The following is a 17,126-nucleotide window of genomic DNA, read 5'->3' as shown; positions in this document are numbered from 1 at the left end:
AAAAGAAGAGATTTCGGTTCGTTTATAATTACTTCATATTTAGGAGATTTTTTGTAGTATCGAAAATATTTTCTTTTTCTGCTATAGATAATTGGATTGCTATTTTTGTTGGTAGGAAAACATTTTTTGCATTCTTATTCCGTTGTAAACTATTCCATTTCATGTCGTTCTCATTCGAGATTTGGAAAGAGAGTGTTCATTCTTTCCAACGCTCCCGACAATGATGGAAACGACATTTCTTAAATCCTCGATTATCATAACCAAAAGATTAGATTAACAACAATTCATATTGTTAATCTTCTTTTCACTGCAAAATGCCCCCTAATTAAACAGCAAATATTTCAATATTTAAAACGTTTATTAATATACTAATAAAATATGTATTTTACTATAGAGAAAATATCAAAATTTATGATATACAATATATAGTGTTATTTGTTTTAGAACATCAATATATTGTTTTGGTTTAGTTGTATACTAAATTAATAGGATTACTATAATTTTTTTGAGTCATTATATTTGTATCATTTTATTTTAGTGATAGAATGAAGTTGTGACAAAAAGACATAAATTCCATCGGAGGTTTCGACATTATGAAAGCAGCAGTTTGGTACGGAGAAAAAGACATTCGTATTGAGGACAGAGAATTAAAAGCTCTTAAAGATAATGAAGTTACAGTTCGTGTAGCTTGGGCTGGTATTTGTGGTAGTGATTTACATGAATATCAAGAAGGACCTGTCTTTATTCCAACAAAAGAAAAAGATGAATTAACTGGTGAAATCGCTCCACTGATTATGGGGCATGAATTTGCAGGAACTATTGAAAAAGTTGGTGCAAACGTTACTAAGTTTAAAGTGGGCGATCGCGTTGCAATTAACCCTACATTAACGCACGGTAACAAACCTGAAGATATGGACGCTTATGATGGTTTTAGCTTCATCGGTTTACATGGCGATGGTGGCTTCACTACTTATGCAAATGCTCCTGAAAGTAATGTTTATTTACTACCTGAAACAATGACACTTGAAGACGGTGCACTTGTTGAACCGACAGCTGTAGCAGTACAAGCTGTAAAAGAGGGTAATTTACGTTTCGGTGATACTGTGGCGATTTTTGGTGCTGGCCCAATCGGCTTATTAACGGCTATTGCAGCTAAAGCAGCTGGTGCAAGTAAAATTATCGTATTAGATTTATCTGAAACACGTCTTGAAAAAGCAAAAGAACTTGGTGCAACGCACGTGATTAACTCTGGTGAAGTAGATGGTGTAGAAGCAATTCGCGCAATCGTTCCAGATGGTGTGGATGTATCATTTGAAGTTGCAGGTGTTGCGCCAACATTTAAACAAGCAATCGATGCAACAAGAGCTCGTGGTACTATGGTTATTGTATCAATCTTTGCTCGTCCAATTGAATGGAATCCAATTCATTTAACAAATACAGGTGTGAAAATTACTTCAAGTATTGCTTACACACCAACATCATTCCAACAAACAGTTGATTTAATGGGCAGTGGTCAATTAAAACCTCAAGGAATTATTACTGGCCGTATTCAATTAGATGATATCGTTGAAAAAGGCTTTGAAGCTTTAACAAACGATAAATCACAAGCTAAAATTTTAGTAGAATTAAGCGGCGAGAAATAATACTTATTTTTAATAAATTGTAAACAAGCAAGCACCTATTAGTGAGGACTAATAGGTGCTTTTTAATTTTGATAGGCTATATGGGATGTTTATTTTGAAATCCCATTCAGGCCGATGAAAGAAATTCCTATCAGCACCAATGGGTTATTAATCATTTATTGTGATAGAGAAGGCTTATTGACATAATAAAATCTGACGTAAGAAAGACTGCTTTTTCGCAATGCAGCGATCGGCAATCATGAAACCAGCATCATGTATTAAATCATCAATTGTTTCAATAGTAACGACAACTACTTTATCCGCAATTCGACGAGCATGTTTAAGTATATTATATTGATCTTCACGTGATGAATGCGTAAACAAATTGTATGGTAAATCAATAATAGCTACATCATAGTGTTCTGTTACTTCTGAAATGGGACCTAAAGTAATCTTTCCTTGTAAACCAAAATAGGCTATATTTTCGCGAGAACCGCTACAAACAAAATGATTGATATCTCTTCCTTCAATATCAATACCCATAGAAAGAGCTTCTACTATTACCGTTCCTATACCACAGCAAGGGTCAATAGCACGAATATTTTGTGGCTGAGGAATGGCGATATTGGCAACGGCGCGAGCAACTCTTGTACTAAGTGCTGTTGAATAACTATTTGGTTTATGTAAATGTTTACGCCAAATGGACTCACTTTTCAGATGTTTACCGAAATACCATTTTCCATCTATTAAAATAAGACCAAAAATAATTTCAGGATAATTTAGATCAGGGTCTCCCTCGATACACAACCCTAGCTCGCGTTCTATTCGTCGCCGCTCTGGCTGAGAAATTTTCTTTGTTTGACCTATAACAAAATTATTTAAACAAACTACCTTATAAGTTTTTTCACCAACTATTAAATTCTTCACTAATTTTTTTATATTTTCTACGCTATGGTCTTCAAACAGCACTTCAAGTCGATCTTGTATAAAAGGACTACGACTAGGGTCAACTTCTAGATTGCTTATCATATAGTTTGATGAGGAATCTACACCGAAAAAAGAGCGCATCTCCATTCTACATAAATCGTATTCATCTACATGATGGACATATGTGTATATATATTTATTGGTATGTTGTTCATTAATCAATGGGTTATCATCCTTTTCTATTATTGATCACTTGATATTGGTCAAATAATTGTAGATGTCTCTAGGCACTAAACTTCAAGTCTATCACAACTTCATCAATAATTGAAATGAACAAAAAAAGCGTACGTTATTGTGGGCGATTTTTAATATTCTAAAAATAGAAAAGAGTCACTTCCCTAAAGAAAGTGACCCCAAAACAGGAGAGTTTTTGTAAAGGTTTTTTAAGCTTTACACTATTATGAATATGCAGAGGAAGTTATCAAGCTTTAGCCATTTGTCAGTGCAATCAAATAAAATGTTTTATACGGATGGCAAAGTGACAGTGAAAATGGGAATAGGGTGCTTTAACTAATTTTTGTGCCATTGGGTACTGATTGATCAGGTGTTAATAGAATGACATCTCCCTCTATCGGCACACCACCGATTACGAGAACCTCTGATTTGAAACCTGCTACTCGTCGTGGCGGGAAATTGACAACTGCTACTACTTGTTTGCCGATGATTTCATCTGGTGTATATCGTTTTGTAATTTGTGCAGAAGATTGCTTAATGCCCAATGTTTCACCAAAATCAATGCTCATTTTAATAGCGGGAACTCGTGCCTTTGGTAATTCTTCCGCTTCCATAACTGTACCGATTCGAATATCCAGTGCCATAAAGTCTTCAATGGTCGCCATAATTTCACTCCTTAATTGGGGTTTTTGTAAATGTTAACATAGAAGGTCTTGTTATCCAAGAAACATCTCTATACGTAATGAGAGAGGCAGTATAGTTACATTTAACAAGGCTAAGGATTTCACAAACAACGTTACATAATATACATTTGGGCAAGGCGCAAACTCTATTTTACTGCTTACTTTTCCTTATTTTTAATAACTTATAAAATATTTATTTTCAGACCAACGAAAAATTTTCCACGCAGATTCTAATTGGAACGAGCCATTTATAAATTTCCTTCTTGATACATCGTTAAAATTTCTTTAGCCTGTTTCCGCATATGTTGGATTAATTCTTCTGGCTCAATAATTTTTGCATGTAATCCTAGTCTATAAAATAGAGGAGCGATAAAGTGAAGCTCACCTTCATCAATCACCGCATCTATAGTACCAGTCCCATGTTCGTTGATGGTCACGAAACCTTGGAAATTTGGCTCGCTTAGACATTGGCGTACGCCTTCTTTAGACAGTTCAACAAGCAATCTAATAGGGGTTTTTACTTCATATGAATCAAACCATTCTTCTAAGTTTGTAAAATTGCTGTCGTCTTTTATGCTTGAAATAATGGCATGGATACGATCCACTCGAAACAATAAAACTTTATCTTTATGAAAGTCGTATGCAGGCATATACCATAGTCCATTATGAGCATATACACCGATAGGACGAATATGCTTTGTTGTTATCGCTTTTTTTGAGTGGTATTGAATGTGAAGCTGACTTCCTTCAATCGACGCATCTAAAACATTTTTTAATAAAGGGGTATCGATTGTTCTCTTAGGATTCCAAAAGGCAATATAAGAGCGAAGTTTATCTACTTTTGCTTGGGCATCTTTTGGAAGTGAACGATATAATTTATGCGTGACGGAGCGGATTTCAGCATCAAAAGGTAAATCACGATAATAATTGAGCGCTTGAAATGCAAAGAAAATGGATACAACTTCTTCTTCTGTAAATAACATAGGTGGAAGTAGACGTGTTGTAATAACGGTATATCCTCCATTCCTCCCTTGTTCTGCATATATGGGTAAACCCATATCGCTTAAATCCAATAAATCACGATGCACAGTTCGGACGGATATTTTAAATTCATCGGCTAGTTCTTGCGCTGTAAATTTTCTTTTCGCATTTACAAATAGTAGAATATCTAATAAACGTTTTGCTTTAGACATATTCTCACCTTTTCTTTTAATCATGCCATTACTTGTCATGTTTACTGTTTAGTATAGTTTGTGCTAATGATTTAATCAAAAGCAAAACGCTCATGAGAAAAGGAGACCACCTAATGAATAGAAAAATTGTTTTATTTGTTGCGACTAGTGTAGATGGATTTATTGCGAAAGAGGATGATGACTTACAATGGTTATTAGAATCAGAAGGGGAAGGGGATAATGGGTACATGGATATGTATCAAACAATTGATACCATCATAATGGGGAAACGCACCTATGATTATGTGATGGAACACTCTGATGATTTTCCATATTCTGATAAAAAATGTTATGTTTTCTCGAAATCAGCAAAGAACAAAAATGACGATGTGGAATTTGTGAATGAAAATGTTGTATCGTTTACCCAACAGTTAAAGAAACAATCAGGAGCACATATTTGGATGGTTGGTGGAGCAGAGATTCTTGATGCTTTTATGAAAGAAAATCTAATTGACGAATACATTATTACCATTACCCCGCATATATTAGGTTCTGGCATAGCCCTATTTAAAAAGGATAATCCGCAAATCAATCTAGAATTAATAAAGACAACATGTTATGGACAGATGGTGCAAATGCATTATCAAGTAAAACAAGAAAGTTGATTTTATGGCTGTCGCATATGTTTTTTAAGTAAGTTTTAGCAATAAAGAGATATATCTAAAAGGCGGTCAAAAAAGCATTGTCCAACCAGTTGTCGGTATTATACCAACGACTGGTTGCTTAGTTTTGTTTGGATTTGGTAGGGGAAAACGTCGTTTTATGAACAGGAGATAAGTGATTTGTATAGTTCACCTATGATTCCTTGCATTTGATGAACGCCTAAATCAGTATTTGTCATAACAATCATTCCTTTTTCTATATAAGGAAATAATACAAGCATACATTGAAACCCAATACCCCAGCCAAGGGAGGAGATTTCTACTTCTTGTCCTGAGCCCTCAAGGAATACACCTAAACCAGCCCATTCTTTAGCACCTTGTGGTTGAATTAGCTCTTTGACTAGGTTTGCAGAGATACCGATTTTACTAGAGCCCTTTAAAGCATTTATTAACTCTAGTAATAATTTAGCTAGATCAGCGGGGGATGTCCATAAACCACAAGCCGCAGGGTAAGGATAAATTGGGTAGTTATCTGTCACCGATTTTCCATTTTTGTGGTGACCACTAGCGAAAGATTGTGCTTTTGATGATGCAAATGTTGTAGAAAATGTGCTATGTGTCATAGTTAACGGTTTAAATATATGCTCTTCTATAATCGAGTCAAATGATTGTGCCATTACATCTTCTATTAATAACTGTATAATACAAAAACCAGCATCCGAATAATGAAATGCATGCCAAGGTTCACCACTTACTTCTATAGGGCTTTGACAGTAAGGTGTTGTGCCATTTAACAAATTTACCATTGACGGTTTCGCATGAGCAGCGTTTAAAGTTGAAAAACTATTCACTGGATCTATAATGCCAGATTGATGACAAAGTAAGTTTCGTAATGTTACTTTTTTTAGCTTCGTATATTGATTTTCCGGTACCTTCCACGATTTCAGTTTGTTATTGACATCCTCATCTAAATCTAAATAGCCTTGTTCTACTAATACCATTACTACCATGCTCGTTAAAAATTTGCTTATAGAACAGGCATTGAAAATAGATTGGTCATTTACTTTTTGCCTAGTTCCTGCCATAAGATATCCATAATGTTCTATTTGACTAATTTGCCCCTTTTCAATTACTAAAAGGCTTAACCCTTGAACACGATAGTGATTCATACGTTCCTCAATATTTACTTTGATCATTAGACACCATCCATCAATTTTTATACTAATTATAACATGATGAACAAACATACGTTTCCTTTTGTGGGGGTTAGCTATATCACAAGAAAAAGGCATCGAGAACTTATATACTCGATGCCTTTTGTTCTATGGTTGGTGAGCGCCGCATTACGCATTTTTCTTCGTTTTGGTTGCTCTTTTTCTTGTTGTAGGTTTTTTTGTTTTATCTAAAGAAGCTTGGAGTGCTGACATCAAATCAGTAACGTTGTCAGGTAGTGGACGCTTATCACTGGCAGATACTGAATTTGTCGTTTTCTTTTCTTCGATAAGTTCCATTAAAGCATTGCGATAGTCATCTGTATATTTTTCTGGATTAAATACCGTTGTTAACTGGTCAACTAGCATCAGTGCAGCGTCTAATTCTTTTTGAACAATGGTTGGCTCGCTTGGGATGTTTGGAACATCTTGCACACTACGAACTTCGTCAGGAAAATGGATTGTTTCCATTACGAGGGCATTTTGATAAACACGAACAATCGCAAGCTGTTCCTTCGAACGAATAATAATTTTAGCAACGCCAATTTTACCTGACTCTTCTAATGTTTGTCGCAATAGGGCATATGCCTTACTGCCTGTAGTATCAGGCGATAAGAAATAAGTTCGTTCAAAATAGATAGGGTCAATTTCGCCTAATTTAACAAAATCGATAATTTCAACAGCCTTATCTTCGTTTTCTTTACGCAAGTTCTCTAGCTCTTCTTCATCTAGAACGACAAACTTATTTTTTGCATACTCATATGCCTTTACAATATTCTCTTCTGTTACTTCTTGATTACAACCCTCACATACTTTCTTATAGCTAATAGGTGTATGGCATTCTTTATGAAGTTGTCGTAATTTAATGTCTTTATTTTCTGTAGCAGCATGTAGTTTAACTGGTATGTTGACAAGACCAAATGAAATGCTACCTTTCCAAACTGTATGCATGTTGTCACCTCGTTTTTCTTACTATGTAATAATTTGATGTGTTTTATGTATGCTAAATAAAAATAGTGTCAACAGTACAAAATAAGAAAGTAGGTGTACAAGATTAAACCAATGTTACTAGTAGAAGTAAATGAGCCGCCAAAAGGAGATGATTGGCTTTACGAAGGGAAATATGACGGATTCCGCTGTCTATTACAGTGGACTGATGAAGAGCCTATTTTGAAAAGTAGAAATGGCAATGTGTTAAATCATTTGTTTCCGGAAATTATTGATTATTGCAGAAGTCTTTATAATCACATCAAAGAATTTTTACCGTTAGTATTTGACGGAGAAATAGTGTATTTAATTAACAACTATAAAAGTGAATTTGCAATCGTGCAACAACGGGGAAGAATGCAAAAAAAAGAAGTGATTGCTGCACATGCCACATCCTTTCCTTGTCATTATATTGTTTTTGATTTACTTTCCTATCAAGGGGAAAGTCAAATGAATCGCTATTTAAAAACGCGAAAACAGCAACTAAACACTCTTTTTACATCGTTAAAGCTACCGACTGCTATTAAATATGAAGAAAACCATCGTTTACAAGCAATTGATGTTTTTGAAGATAGCCAAACTTTGTGGCATTTCATCAAAATTTATAATGGTGAAGGTATTATTGCCAAGAAAAAGACGAGTAAATGGCAGGAGGCTGTACGGTCAACACATTGGCTAAAAATTAAAAATTGGAAAATTGTCACAGTGATTGTGAACAAATTTGATAAAGGAAATGGATATTTTCACGGTTGTGTGCATCGACAGGGTGTGCTAACGGAAGTGGTTGTTTTTAGGCATGGGATGAAAAAGGACGAGTTAAATACCCTTATTACATTTTTTCAAGCAAACGGGCAACAAAACAACGAAACATGGCAATTAGAACCATCCATCTGTATTGATATCGCATGTATCGACTTTGATGGTAGTAAGTTAAGAGAACCTCGTTTTCATGCCTTTCGATTAGAAATGGAACACCAGTACTGTAATTGGCAACTTATGCAACGCCAGCTTATGCCAATACCGGATAGTGTGCCAGTCACGCATCCCAACAAGCCGGTGTGGCCTGCTATCGCGATTACAAAAGAGGACTATTTGTACTATTTACAGCTTGTATCACCCTTTATACTGCCATTTTTACGAAATCGACCTATTACGTTAATTCGTTTTCCTCATGGGGTACCAGGAGAGAGTTTCTATCAAAAAAGCAGTCCAGAACATCTACCTGCATTTGTCGAAACAGAAAGAATGAGCGAACATCATAGTATCCTATGCAATAATCTTGAAACACTGTTGTGGTTAGGGAACCAACTTGCATTAGAATTTCACATCCCTTTTCAAACGATTGACACTGAAAAGCCTACAGAGATTGTTTTTGACCTAGATCCTCCTTCGGTCGACGCATTTTCACTTGCCATAAGCGGTGCACTACACTTAAAAGAAATATTTGATTATTTTAAACTACAGTCTTTTGTTAAAACTTCTGGTGGCAAAGGTTTGCAAGTTTATATTCCATTACCATTCAATACATTTTCTTATGAACAAGTTCGCCTTTTTACAGAGTTTGTCTGTCGTTTTTTATGTGAGCAAAAACCCGAATTATATACGATTGAACGTTTAAAGAAAAATCGCAAAGATAGATTGTATTTAGATTATGTGCAACATGCGGAAGGGAAAACCATTATATCGCCGTTTTCCACCAGAGGTAACGAAATGGGCTTAGTTGCAACACCTCTACATTGGAATGAAGTAAACGACAAACTATCACCGGAACAATTTACGATACCTGCTGTTATAGAGCGAATCAAACGAGTGGGTAATCCATTGATCCATTTTCAAGCGATAGGGGAAGAACAGGACTTTCAGGCAGTGCTTCAGCATTTAAATAACCAATAAAAGAATCTGCAACATTTCTCAAAGTTATCGTGAGAAATGAGCAGATTCTTTATCTATTTGCTAGTAGATGGTTTGTTTTTTTGCAAATAATCAAGAATGCCCATTGCTGATACTGCTGTATCAAAAGGAAGTGTTTGATAGACGGGATGGCTTTCTGCAATACCATTTCGCTGTAGATATTGATGTAATAGTGCTTGTAATCTCGTATCTAATAATTTAGCTTGCTGTGCTAAAGTACCCGGTGAAGCTAGTGCCTTTTCTCCTTCAACTAGAAATAACGGCGTCCAGTAACGAACTTGACGATAGGCTTCTGTTGGATTTTGATAAGCACCGTAATGACCGAAATACAATTCCTGAACGTTAAGTTTTTCGTATAATTGAATCGATTGCTCCATCGTATCCGGATCATACTGATTCGGGGAAGTTGAAGGGATAATTAAATCAATTGCTTCATCGGCCAACTCTGGATAACAGACACCTGTTGTATCACCTACAAACATTCCATTCGTCGCAGAGTAATGCATGGATACGTGATGCTTGGCATGACCTTCTGTATGGTAAAAAGTTAGTTGATGATTGCCCAATGATAAAATATCGCCATGCCTAGCTTCCATAATCCGTTCAGGCGCAACCGGTACGATTGGGTCAAAGAGGCGTTGGAATTCTTCACCATATACAGCCTTTGCACTTGCAATTAGGCGGGTTGGGTCAACCATATGCCCAGCACCACGGGGATGTACGACTAATTTTGCTTTCGGGCAACTTTGAAGAAAAAGACCAGCCCCGCCTGCATGATCTAAATGAATATGTGTAACGATGACATAGTCAATATCATCTAGTGTAATTTGCAATTCATTTAAACCTTCTATTATATAGGGCACGGAAGGACTTGCAGATGTTTCAATCAACGCAATTTTCTCATCGATAAGTAAATAAGCGCTTGTGCGTTCCTTCCGATTCAAATCGTGCGTATCAATGCAAAAAAAGTTTGGTGCTATTTTTTGTACGCTCTCCATTAAAAAATCTCCCTTCTGATTAAAAAAGCTAAATTCTCTCTAAAATACCTTTTTTGTCTACAAAAAGTAATGTTTATACTATATAATAATAGAAAAACAAACTGAATGTCCATTCATTTTTTAGGGGGAGAAATATAATGGAGGTCAATATTCGCTATGATACACGGAAAGTTCATCGTGTTAATTTAGCCATCATTTCAATTTTAGCTATTCTTATTTGTGGCCCAATGATACTTACAAAAGGAATTATGTTCTTATTTATTGGTCTGGCGGTAATTGCTTTCGCTTTATGTAATTATTTTTTACCTATCCAAACATATATTAAAGGATTTATATTTGGCATGATCCCTTCCAGTATCGTTTTCACATTGTTTTTACTAGATAGTTTTTCATTGAACAAGCATTATATTTTGCTTTGTACAATTGCCATTATTGCGTTGTACTTTAAAAAGGAACTGATTATCTTTTTTGGGATCATACTAAACGTAAGCTTCGTGATTTTATATATAGTGAAATCGGAATCACTCTTGGGACCTTTCAACGATATTATTGTATTCATTACATTATTAGCCATTACCAATGGCGTTATGATTGTTTTCTTTCTACTGGCAAAATGGGGAAATGAGCTAATTACACATGCAGCGGCGCAGCAAAATGAAGTAAAAGCTTCGCTCGCTCAACTACAGATGACCTTCAATCAAATTGAACAAAGTAGCTATAGACTAGATGAGCATATTACACGTTTTCAACAAACTATGCACAGTATTTCGGGGTCAAGTAAGCAAATATTACAAGCCACAGAAGATATCGCGGCTAGTATTCAACAGGAAGCCTCAAGTTTACAAATGATTCACGGAACAATGAAGGAATCCGTACAATTTGTTAATAAAACCTTTTCCATATCACAGGATACGGTAGCGAAATCTAGTAATCTCCAACAGGAAGTATTAGCAGGGTGGGGCAAAATGCAAGAGGCGATGGCTCAAATGAGTGTTATGAACAATGCAATCGGTTCAACTGCCGAGACCGTCCAAGCATTGCAACAAAGTTTGCACACAGTGGATAACTTGTTGAAAGGCATCCAACATATAGCAGAACAGACAAACTTACTTGCATTAAATGCCACGATTGAAGCTGCTAGAGCAGGCGAACAAGGAAAGGGATTTGCTGTTGTTGCTGATGAGGTACGGAAATTGGCAGAAGAAAGTGCGGCCATTACGGTTAGCATTACAAATGTAACTAAAACAATATTCGAAAAATCAACGGAAGCTCAACAACGTTCGAATGATGGAGAACAAGCACTACAATATGGTGAATTGCTGTTGCAGGATGTCAGCCATTTCTTTAACGTTTTAAAGGATACCTTTGCTATAACCAATACGGATTTAACAAGTGGTATGAATGAATTAAGTAGTGCCATTTTGCAATTTGAAAAAATTCAAGAACAAATTGAAAAGTTGAATGAGATGACGGAGGAAAATGCTGCTTCTACTAGTGCCATTTTACTTTCGGTTGAGGACGAACATCAAATGCTTGAAATGATGACTAGTACAACCGATCAAATTCAAGAGCTTAGTATGGCGTTAAAGTCTCTGGTCACAAAGGATACTGTATCGAACTGAATGGATTGATTTTCCTTTATTATTTGGTGCTTCGGGGGTTCAATGCCTGTATTTTTATAGTAAACAACTAATTTTATTATTGTTGCAAACTAAATGTGCATATTTTTTTAAAAAATGTCTAAAATAAAACAGGCCGAAATATGTCATTTTCGTCACAAATTCGCTCATTCATGTAAAATAAATAAAAGACATCACTTGTCATAAGAAATACTTATTGAAAAAGATAATATTAATGTAATTTACTTATGAATATAAATACGTTATTATGGGTGGTGGAGAAAAGATGCTTTACATAGGCCTTTTCAAAAAGATATTTAGGGGGATCCGCAAATGGCACAAGGTAATTTACACAACAGCCGCGCATCATTCGAAGTTAATGGTAAAACTTACAATTACTATGACTTAGCTGCGATTGAAAAAGCTGGCGTTGCAAAAGTTTCAAACCTTCCTTACTCAATCAAAGTATTATTAGAATCAGTTTTACGTCAATATGATGCATACGTAATCAAAGAAGAGCACGTAAACGAATTAGCAAAATGGGGTAACGGTGCTGATCCAGAAGCTGAAGTACCATTCAAACCTTCTCGCGTAGTATTACAAGACTTTACTGGTGTACCAGTAGTAGTTGACCTTGCATCTCTTCGTTCAGCAATGAAAGAAATGGGCGGAGATCCAAACAAAATCAACCCTGCTATTCCAGTTGACCTTGTAATTGACCACTCAGTACAAGTTGACAAATACGGTAATGCATCTGCATTACAAGCTAACATGGACCTTGAATTCGAACGTAACGCTGAGCGTTATAACTTCTTAAAATGGGCTCAAACTGCTTACAATAACTTCCGTGCTGTACCTCCAGCAACAGGTATCGTTCACCAAGTAAACTTAGAGTATTTAGCTCCAGTTGTACACGTAAACGAAAATGCTGACGGTACATTCGAAACATTCCCAGACTCAGTAGTAGGTACTGACTCACATACAACAATGATCAACGGTATCGGCGTTCTTGGATGGGGTGTTGGTGGTATCGAAGCTGAAGCTGGTATGCTTGGCCAACCTTCATACTTCCCAATTCCAGAAGTTATCGGTGTTAAATTAGTTGGTGATCTTCCAAACGGAACGACTGCTACTGACTTAGCATTAAAAGTAACACAAGTTTTACGTCAACGTGGCGTAGTTGGTAAATTCGTTGAGTTCTTCGGACCTGGCGTATCTAAATTACCACTAGCTGACCGTGCAACAATCTCTAACATGGCTCCTGAATATGGTGCTACTTGTGGTTACTTCGCTATTGACGAAGAATCATTAAACTACATGCGTTTAACTGGTCGTGACGAAGAGCACATCGCGGTTGTTGAAGCTTACTTAAAAGCGAACCACATGTTCTTTGATCCAGCATTAGAGCCAGTTTATACTGACGTATTAGAAGTAAACTTAGCTGAAATCGAACCAAACCTTTCTGGTCCTAAACGTCCACAAGACTTAATTCCACTATCTCAAATGCGTTCTCGTTACAAAGAAGCAGTAGTGGCTCCACAAGGAACTCAAGGTTTCGGTTTAACTGAAGATGAATTCGAAAAAACTTCTGTAGCTAAATTTGCTGAAGGTGATGTAGAAATTCCAACAGGTGCTGTAGCAATCGCTGCTATCACTTCTTGTACAAATACATCTAACCCATACGTTTTAATCGCTGCTGGTTTAGTTGCGAAAAAAGCTGTAGAAAAAGGTCTAACTGTACCAAAATGGGTGAAAACTTCTTTAGCACCAGGTTCTAAAGTTGTAACTGGTTACCTTGAAGATTCAGGTTTACAAACATACCTTGACCAAATCGGTTTCAACACTGTAGGTTACGGTTGTACAACATGTATCGGTAACTCAGGTCCATTACTTCCTGAAATCGAAGAAGCTATCAAAGCGAACGACTTATTCGTAACGTCTGTTCTTTCTGGTAACCGTAACTTCGAAGGCCGTGTACACCCACTTGTAAAAGCGAACTACTTAGCTTCACCACCACTTGTTGTAGCTTACGCACTTGCTGGTACTGTGGATATCGACCTACAAAAAGATTCATTCGGTAAAGACAAAGATGGAAACGAAGTATTCTTCGCTGATATCTGGCCTTCAACTGAAGAAGTTAACGCTGTATTAGGTACTGTAGTTAACCGTGAATTATTCCAAAAAGAATACGAAACTGTATTCACAGCAAACGAAAAATGGAATGCAATTGAAACATCAACTGAGTCTCTATACACATTTGATGACAAATCAACTTACATCCAAAACCCACCATTCTTCCAAGGTCTTGCAAAAGAGCCAGAGGCTATCAAAGGCTTAGACGGCTTACGCATTATGGCGAAGTTCGGTGACTCAATTACAACTGACCATATTTCTCCAGCTGGTGCAATCGGTAAAGATACACCTGCAGGTAAATATTTAATCGAAAACGGTGTTGCAATCCGTGACTTCAACTCATACGGTTCTCGTCGTGGTAACCACGAAGTTATGATGCGTGGTACATTTGCAAACATCCGTATCCGTAACCAAGTAGCTCCTGGTACAGAAGGTGGTTTCACTACTTACTGGCCAACAGGCGAAGTAGAGTACATCTATGACGCATGTATGAAATACCAAGAGCAAGGTACTGGCTTAGTAGTACTTGCTGGTAACGACTATGGTATGGGTTCTTCTCGTGACTGGGCTGCGAAAGGTACATTCCTACTTGGCGTGAAAACTGTTATCGCACAATCTTACGAGCGTATCCACCGTTCAAACTTAGTAATGATGGGTGTTCTTCCTTTACAATACTTAAACGGCGAATCTGCTGATTCTCTAGGTTTAACTGGTAAAGAAGAAATCTCTGTAAACATTACTGACAATGTAAAACCACGTGATATCTTAACAGTTACTGCTAAATCTGAAGACGGTACAGTTAAAACTTTCCAAGCTTTAGCTCGTTTCGACTCAGAAGTAGAAGTAGACTACTACCGTCACGGTGGTATCCTACAAATGGTTCTTCGCGCGAAAGCTGCTGAATAATTATTTTAGTAAAACCGATCTCTTAGGAGGTCGGTTTTTTTTATTTTACATACTAATGAGAATGTCAATTGGATAGATATACGGTTCAGCAGGCTCCTGTATGTTTTTCCATTGTTCGATTCGAATGATAGGGAGTTCAACACCATTATAGTAACCAATATCAATTGTGCCTTCAGCCTCAATCCAGCTATCTTCTTGTAAGCTCGCAGCTTCGGGCATTTCCGTTAGAAATCCAATAATGCTTGCATCAGCAACACAATGCGTAATTAAAAATCGGGAAATGACGAATTGATTTTCTAGTAAATCAGTTTCTTTTAACACAAAACCACTTAGTCGTATTTTTTTGCCTTGATATTGTGATAAATTATTATTAATATCCTCGTAATATACTGAGAATATATAATTTGTCATCTCGACAATTGGATTTTGGGCCAGTTGTTGCTTTAAAAGGTCGTATTCTTTTTTTGACATTTCCTGTTTTTCTTCTAATAGTTTTGGATCAATAGGATGATCTACCAACAAACCATCGTTATTGACTTCGTTACGACTTGCCACTTCATCTTTTTTTGAGGCTTGAGATTGATTGGTCATCATTAGCGTCGCGCCTTTTTTTTGCGCTATGGATGCATCTAAAAATTTTGTAGGCAATGTAAATCCAGTAAACAATGGAACAACTAAAATGAGATACGATAATACTCTTTTCCAATTAAACGGTGGGTTGACTAAGTTATGTGCGCAACACTCGCATAACTCGTTATGATTGCGATGATTAGAAAAAGAGAAAATTCTTTTTAATTGGGCTACAAACAGTACTAAAAATATAATCGCTACGGTTTTACTTAACATCTCATATTTTGGGTTAATTAATTTCGTTATTTCACCAGTTGCATGTAAATTGAAAATCATAACAGAGAAAGCACATAAAATAACGGCCTTTACAGCTTGTTGCAAGTGAAATTTCATTAGTTGCCTCCTTAAAGAAAAGGTGCGATTAGCCATATTATAAAAAAGATAACGAGAAACACGATTGTTAGTACGGATAGGACAAATTTCAATCGAAATACGCCCAACATCATAATCGTGTTTTTAAAATCAATCATAGGTCCAAAAATTAAGAAAGCAAGTATTGATGGCGTTGGAAAAATAGAGCTAAAAGATGCACCTATAAAGGCGTCTGCTTCGGAACATAACGAAAGGATATAGGCTAACAGCATCATGACTATCATAGAAGATGTAAAATGATCGCCTATGTCTACAAGCGTTTTAGTAGATACAAAGGTTTGCACAAAAGCTGCTAAAAAAGCTCCTATGATTAAATATTTGCCCATATCAAAAAACTCATCAATCGAGTGATTGACCATGTTTGAACATTTTTTAAAGAATGATAGTTTTGCTGTACCATGCTGCGCATGATTAGTTCGAATACTCTTTTTAAATTGTGTTCCAGTAAACAGCATACTAATAAGCAGTGCGACGATAATGGCTATGATAAAGCCTAATATCATGCGCAACCCTGCAATTTTTAGATCATTACCGAAAGCCATATATGTAGAAATAATGACAATAGGATTTATAAGAGGCCCCGTTAACATAAAACCCATTGCGGCATGGATAGGTACCCCCTTTGATACAAGTCTTCTTACAATGGGTACTATTCCGCACTCACAGGCGGGGAATAGTGCACCAACGACACAGCTCATGATAATTGCCAAAAATTTATTTTTTGGAATACACTTTTGAATATGTTGCTCCGTAATAAAAATTTGAATAAACCCAGCGATTAGAACCCCAATTAAAACAAATGGTAAAGCTTCTATTAAAATACTCAAAAATATAGTATTGAGATTTAATAGTGGCGTTGCGAAAGAAAAGAGCCAGGCACTACTAGGAAAAAAAGATGGGGTTAGAAACAAAATAATCATGAGCAACAGAAAAAATCGAGCATTTAATAATTGTTTGGAAAGTGGACGATTCACATTTGCCTCCTAATTCTTTGACTTAATCGGGTAGTAACGATTATTTTATAAATGATAATCGTTACGCTTTACAGTAAGTTATGTT

13 protein-coding genes are annotated in these 17,126 nt (G+C 36.3%); 5 read left to right on the top strand and 8 right to left on the bottom strand.

The window, feature by feature from the left end; translation table 11 throughout:
* Positions 1-593: 593 nt before the first annotated feature.
* Positions 594-1,643 carry a 2,3-butanediol dehydrogenase gene (locus tag FC748_RS07220; RefSeq protein ID WP_024361837.1) on the top strand — a complete coding sequence of 350 codons (1,050 nt, stop codon included), beginning with the start codon at positions 594-596 and terminating at the stop codon, positions 1,641-1,643.
* Positions 1,644-1,817: 174 nt separating this feature from the next.
* Here FC748_RS07220 and FC748_RS07215 read toward each other — a convergent pair whose 3' ends face one another.
* The 3 genes from FC748_RS07215 to FC748_RS07205 all read right to left on the bottom strand — a co-directional run bounded on the left by FC748_RS07215 (position 1,818) and on the right by FC748_RS07205 (position 4,659).
* The gene (locus tag FC748_RS07215; RefSeq protein WP_370510644.1) at positions 1,818-2,771 is read right to left on the bottom strand and encodes a TRM11 family SAM-dependent methyltransferase; all 954 of its coding nucleotides are present in this window, start codon (positions 2,769-2,771) and stop codon (positions 1,818-1,820) included.
* A 344-nt stretch (positions 2,772-3,115) separates the two neighbouring features.
* Positions 3,116-3,448 carry a chaperone CsaA gene (csaA, locus tag FC748_RS07210; protein WP_024361835.1) on the bottom strand — a complete coding sequence of 111 codons (333 nt, stop codon included), beginning with the start codon at positions 3,446-3,448 and terminating at the stop codon, positions 3,116-3,118.
* A 266-nt stretch (positions 3,449-3,714) separates the two neighbouring features.
* Positions 3,715-4,659: a helix-turn-helix transcriptional regulator gene (locus tag FC748_RS07205; protein ID WP_108030876.1), complete on the bottom strand. Its 945-nt coding sequence runs from the start codon at positions 4,657-4,659 to the stop codon at positions 3,715-3,717.
* Between the two features lie 113 nt (positions 4,660-4,772).
* Between FC748_RS07205 and FC748_RS07200 the strand changes: the two genes are divergently transcribed.
* Positions 4,773-5,303: a dihydrofolate reductase family protein gene (locus tag FC748_RS07200; RefSeq protein ID WP_108030875.1), complete on the top strand. Its 531-nt coding sequence runs from the start codon at positions 4,773-4,775 to the stop codon at positions 5,301-5,303.
* Positions 5,304-5,458: 155 nt separating this feature from the next.
* On the opposite strand, the gene FC748_RS07195 is transcribed toward FC748_RS07200, so the two are convergent.
* Positions 5,459-6,496 carry a serine hydrolase domain-containing protein gene (locus tag FC748_RS07195; protein WP_108030874.1) on the bottom strand — a complete coding sequence of 346 codons (1,038 nt, stop codon included), beginning with the start codon at positions 6,494-6,496 and terminating at the stop codon, positions 5,459-5,461.
* Between the two features lie 147 nt (positions 6,497-6,643).
* Positions 6,644-7,462, bottom strand: coding sequence for a non-homologous end joining protein Ku (gene ku, locus FC748_RS07190; RefSeq protein ID WP_024361831.1), 819 nt, complete (start codon positions 7,460-7,462; stop codon positions 6,644-6,646).
* Positions 7,463-7,564: 102 nt separating this feature from the next.
* Here ku and FC748_RS07185 point away from each other — a divergent pair, with 102 nt between their 5' ends.
* The gene (locus tag FC748_RS07185) at positions 7,565-9,391 is read left to right on the top strand and encodes a DNA ligase D (protein WP_108030968.1); all 1,827 of its coding nucleotides are present in this window, start codon (positions 7,565-7,567) and stop codon (positions 9,389-9,391) included.
* Between the two features lie 53 nt (positions 9,392-9,444).
* On the opposite strand, the gene FC748_RS07180 is transcribed toward FC748_RS07185, so the two are convergent.
* On the bottom strand, positions 9,445-10,407 hold the full coding sequence (locus FC748_RS07180; protein WP_108030873.1) for an MBL fold metallo-hydrolase: 963 nt from the start codon (positions 10,405-10,407) through the stop codon (positions 9,445-9,447).
* A gap of 137 nt (positions 10,408-10,544) precedes the next feature.
* Here FC748_RS07180 and FC748_RS07175 point away from each other — a divergent pair, with 137 nt between their 5' ends.
* Complete coding sequence (locus FC748_RS07175; RefSeq protein WP_108030872.1) at positions 10,545-12,029, top strand: methyl-accepting chemotaxis protein; 1,485 nt, start codon at positions 10,545-10,547, stop codon at positions 12,027-12,029.
* 330 nt (positions 12,030-12,359) lie between these two features.
* Positions 12,360-15,065, top strand: coding sequence for an aconitate hydratase AcnA (acnA, locus tag FC748_RS07170; protein ID WP_024361827.1), 2,706 nt, complete (start codon positions 12,360-12,362; stop codon positions 15,063-15,065).
* Between the two features lie 45 nt (positions 15,066-15,110).
* Here acnA and FC748_RS07165 read toward each other — a convergent pair whose 3' ends face one another.
* Positions 15,111-16,028 carry a TIGR03943 family putative permease subunit gene (locus tag FC748_RS07165; RefSeq protein ID WP_025219436.1) on the bottom strand — a complete coding sequence of 306 codons (918 nt, stop codon included), beginning with the start codon at positions 16,026-16,028 and terminating at the stop codon, positions 15,111-15,113.
* A gap of 11 nt (positions 16,029-16,039) precedes the next feature.
* Positions 16,040-17,041, bottom strand: coding sequence for a permease (locus FC748_RS07160; RefSeq protein WP_238600212.1), 1,002 nt, complete (start codon positions 17,039-17,041; stop codon positions 16,040-16,042).
* Between the last annotated feature and the right edge of the window lie 85 nt (positions 17,042-17,126).

Origin of the sequence: Lysinibacillus sphaericus (assembly GCF_005217585.1) — a bacterium.
GTDB classification, from domain to species: Bacteria; Bacillota; Bacilli; order Bacillales_A; family Planococcaceae; genus Lysinibacillus; species Lysinibacillus sphaericus.
The sequence above is the reverse complement of the archived record's forward strand: the minus strand, read 5'-3'. Positions and strand labels throughout refer to the sequence as shown.

Coding starts and splice junctions, on each gene's coding strand:
- FC748_RS07220 (WP_024361837.1), top strand. CDS start 594: ATGAAAGCAGCAGTTTGGTACGGAGAAAAAGACATTCGTATTGAGGAC.
- csaA (WP_024361835.1), bottom strand. CDS start 3,448: ATGGCGACCATTGAAGACTTTATGGCACTGGATATTCGAATCGGTACA.
- FC748_RS07205 (WP_108030876.1), bottom strand. CDS start 4,659: ATGTCTAAAGCAAAACGTTTATTAGATATTCTACTATTTGTAAATGCG.
- FC748_RS07200 (WP_108030875.1), top strand. CDS start 4,773: ATGAATAGAAAAATTGTTTTATTTGTTGCGACTAGTGTAGATGGATTT.
- FC748_RS07195 (WP_108030874.1), bottom strand. CDS start 6,496: ATGATCAAAGTAAATATTGAGGAACGTATGAATCACTATCGTGTTCAA.
- ku (WP_024361831.1), bottom strand. CDS start 7,462: ATGCATACAGTTTGGAAAGGTAGCATTTCATTTGGTCTTGTCAACATA.
- FC748_RS07180 (WP_108030873.1), bottom strand. CDS start 10,407: ATGGAGAGCGTACAAAAAATAGCACCAAACTTTTTTTGCATTGATACG.
- FC748_RS07175 (WP_108030872.1), top strand. CDS start 10,545: ATGGAGGTCAATATTCGCTATGATACACGGAAAGTTCATCGTGTTAAT.
- acnA (WP_024361827.1), top strand. CDS start 12,360: ATGGCACAAGGTAATTTACACAACAGCCGCGCATCATTCGAAGTTAAT.
- FC748_RS07165 (WP_025219436.1), bottom strand. CDS start 16,028: ATGAAATTTCACTTGCAACAAGCTGTAAAGGCCGTTATTTTATGTGCT.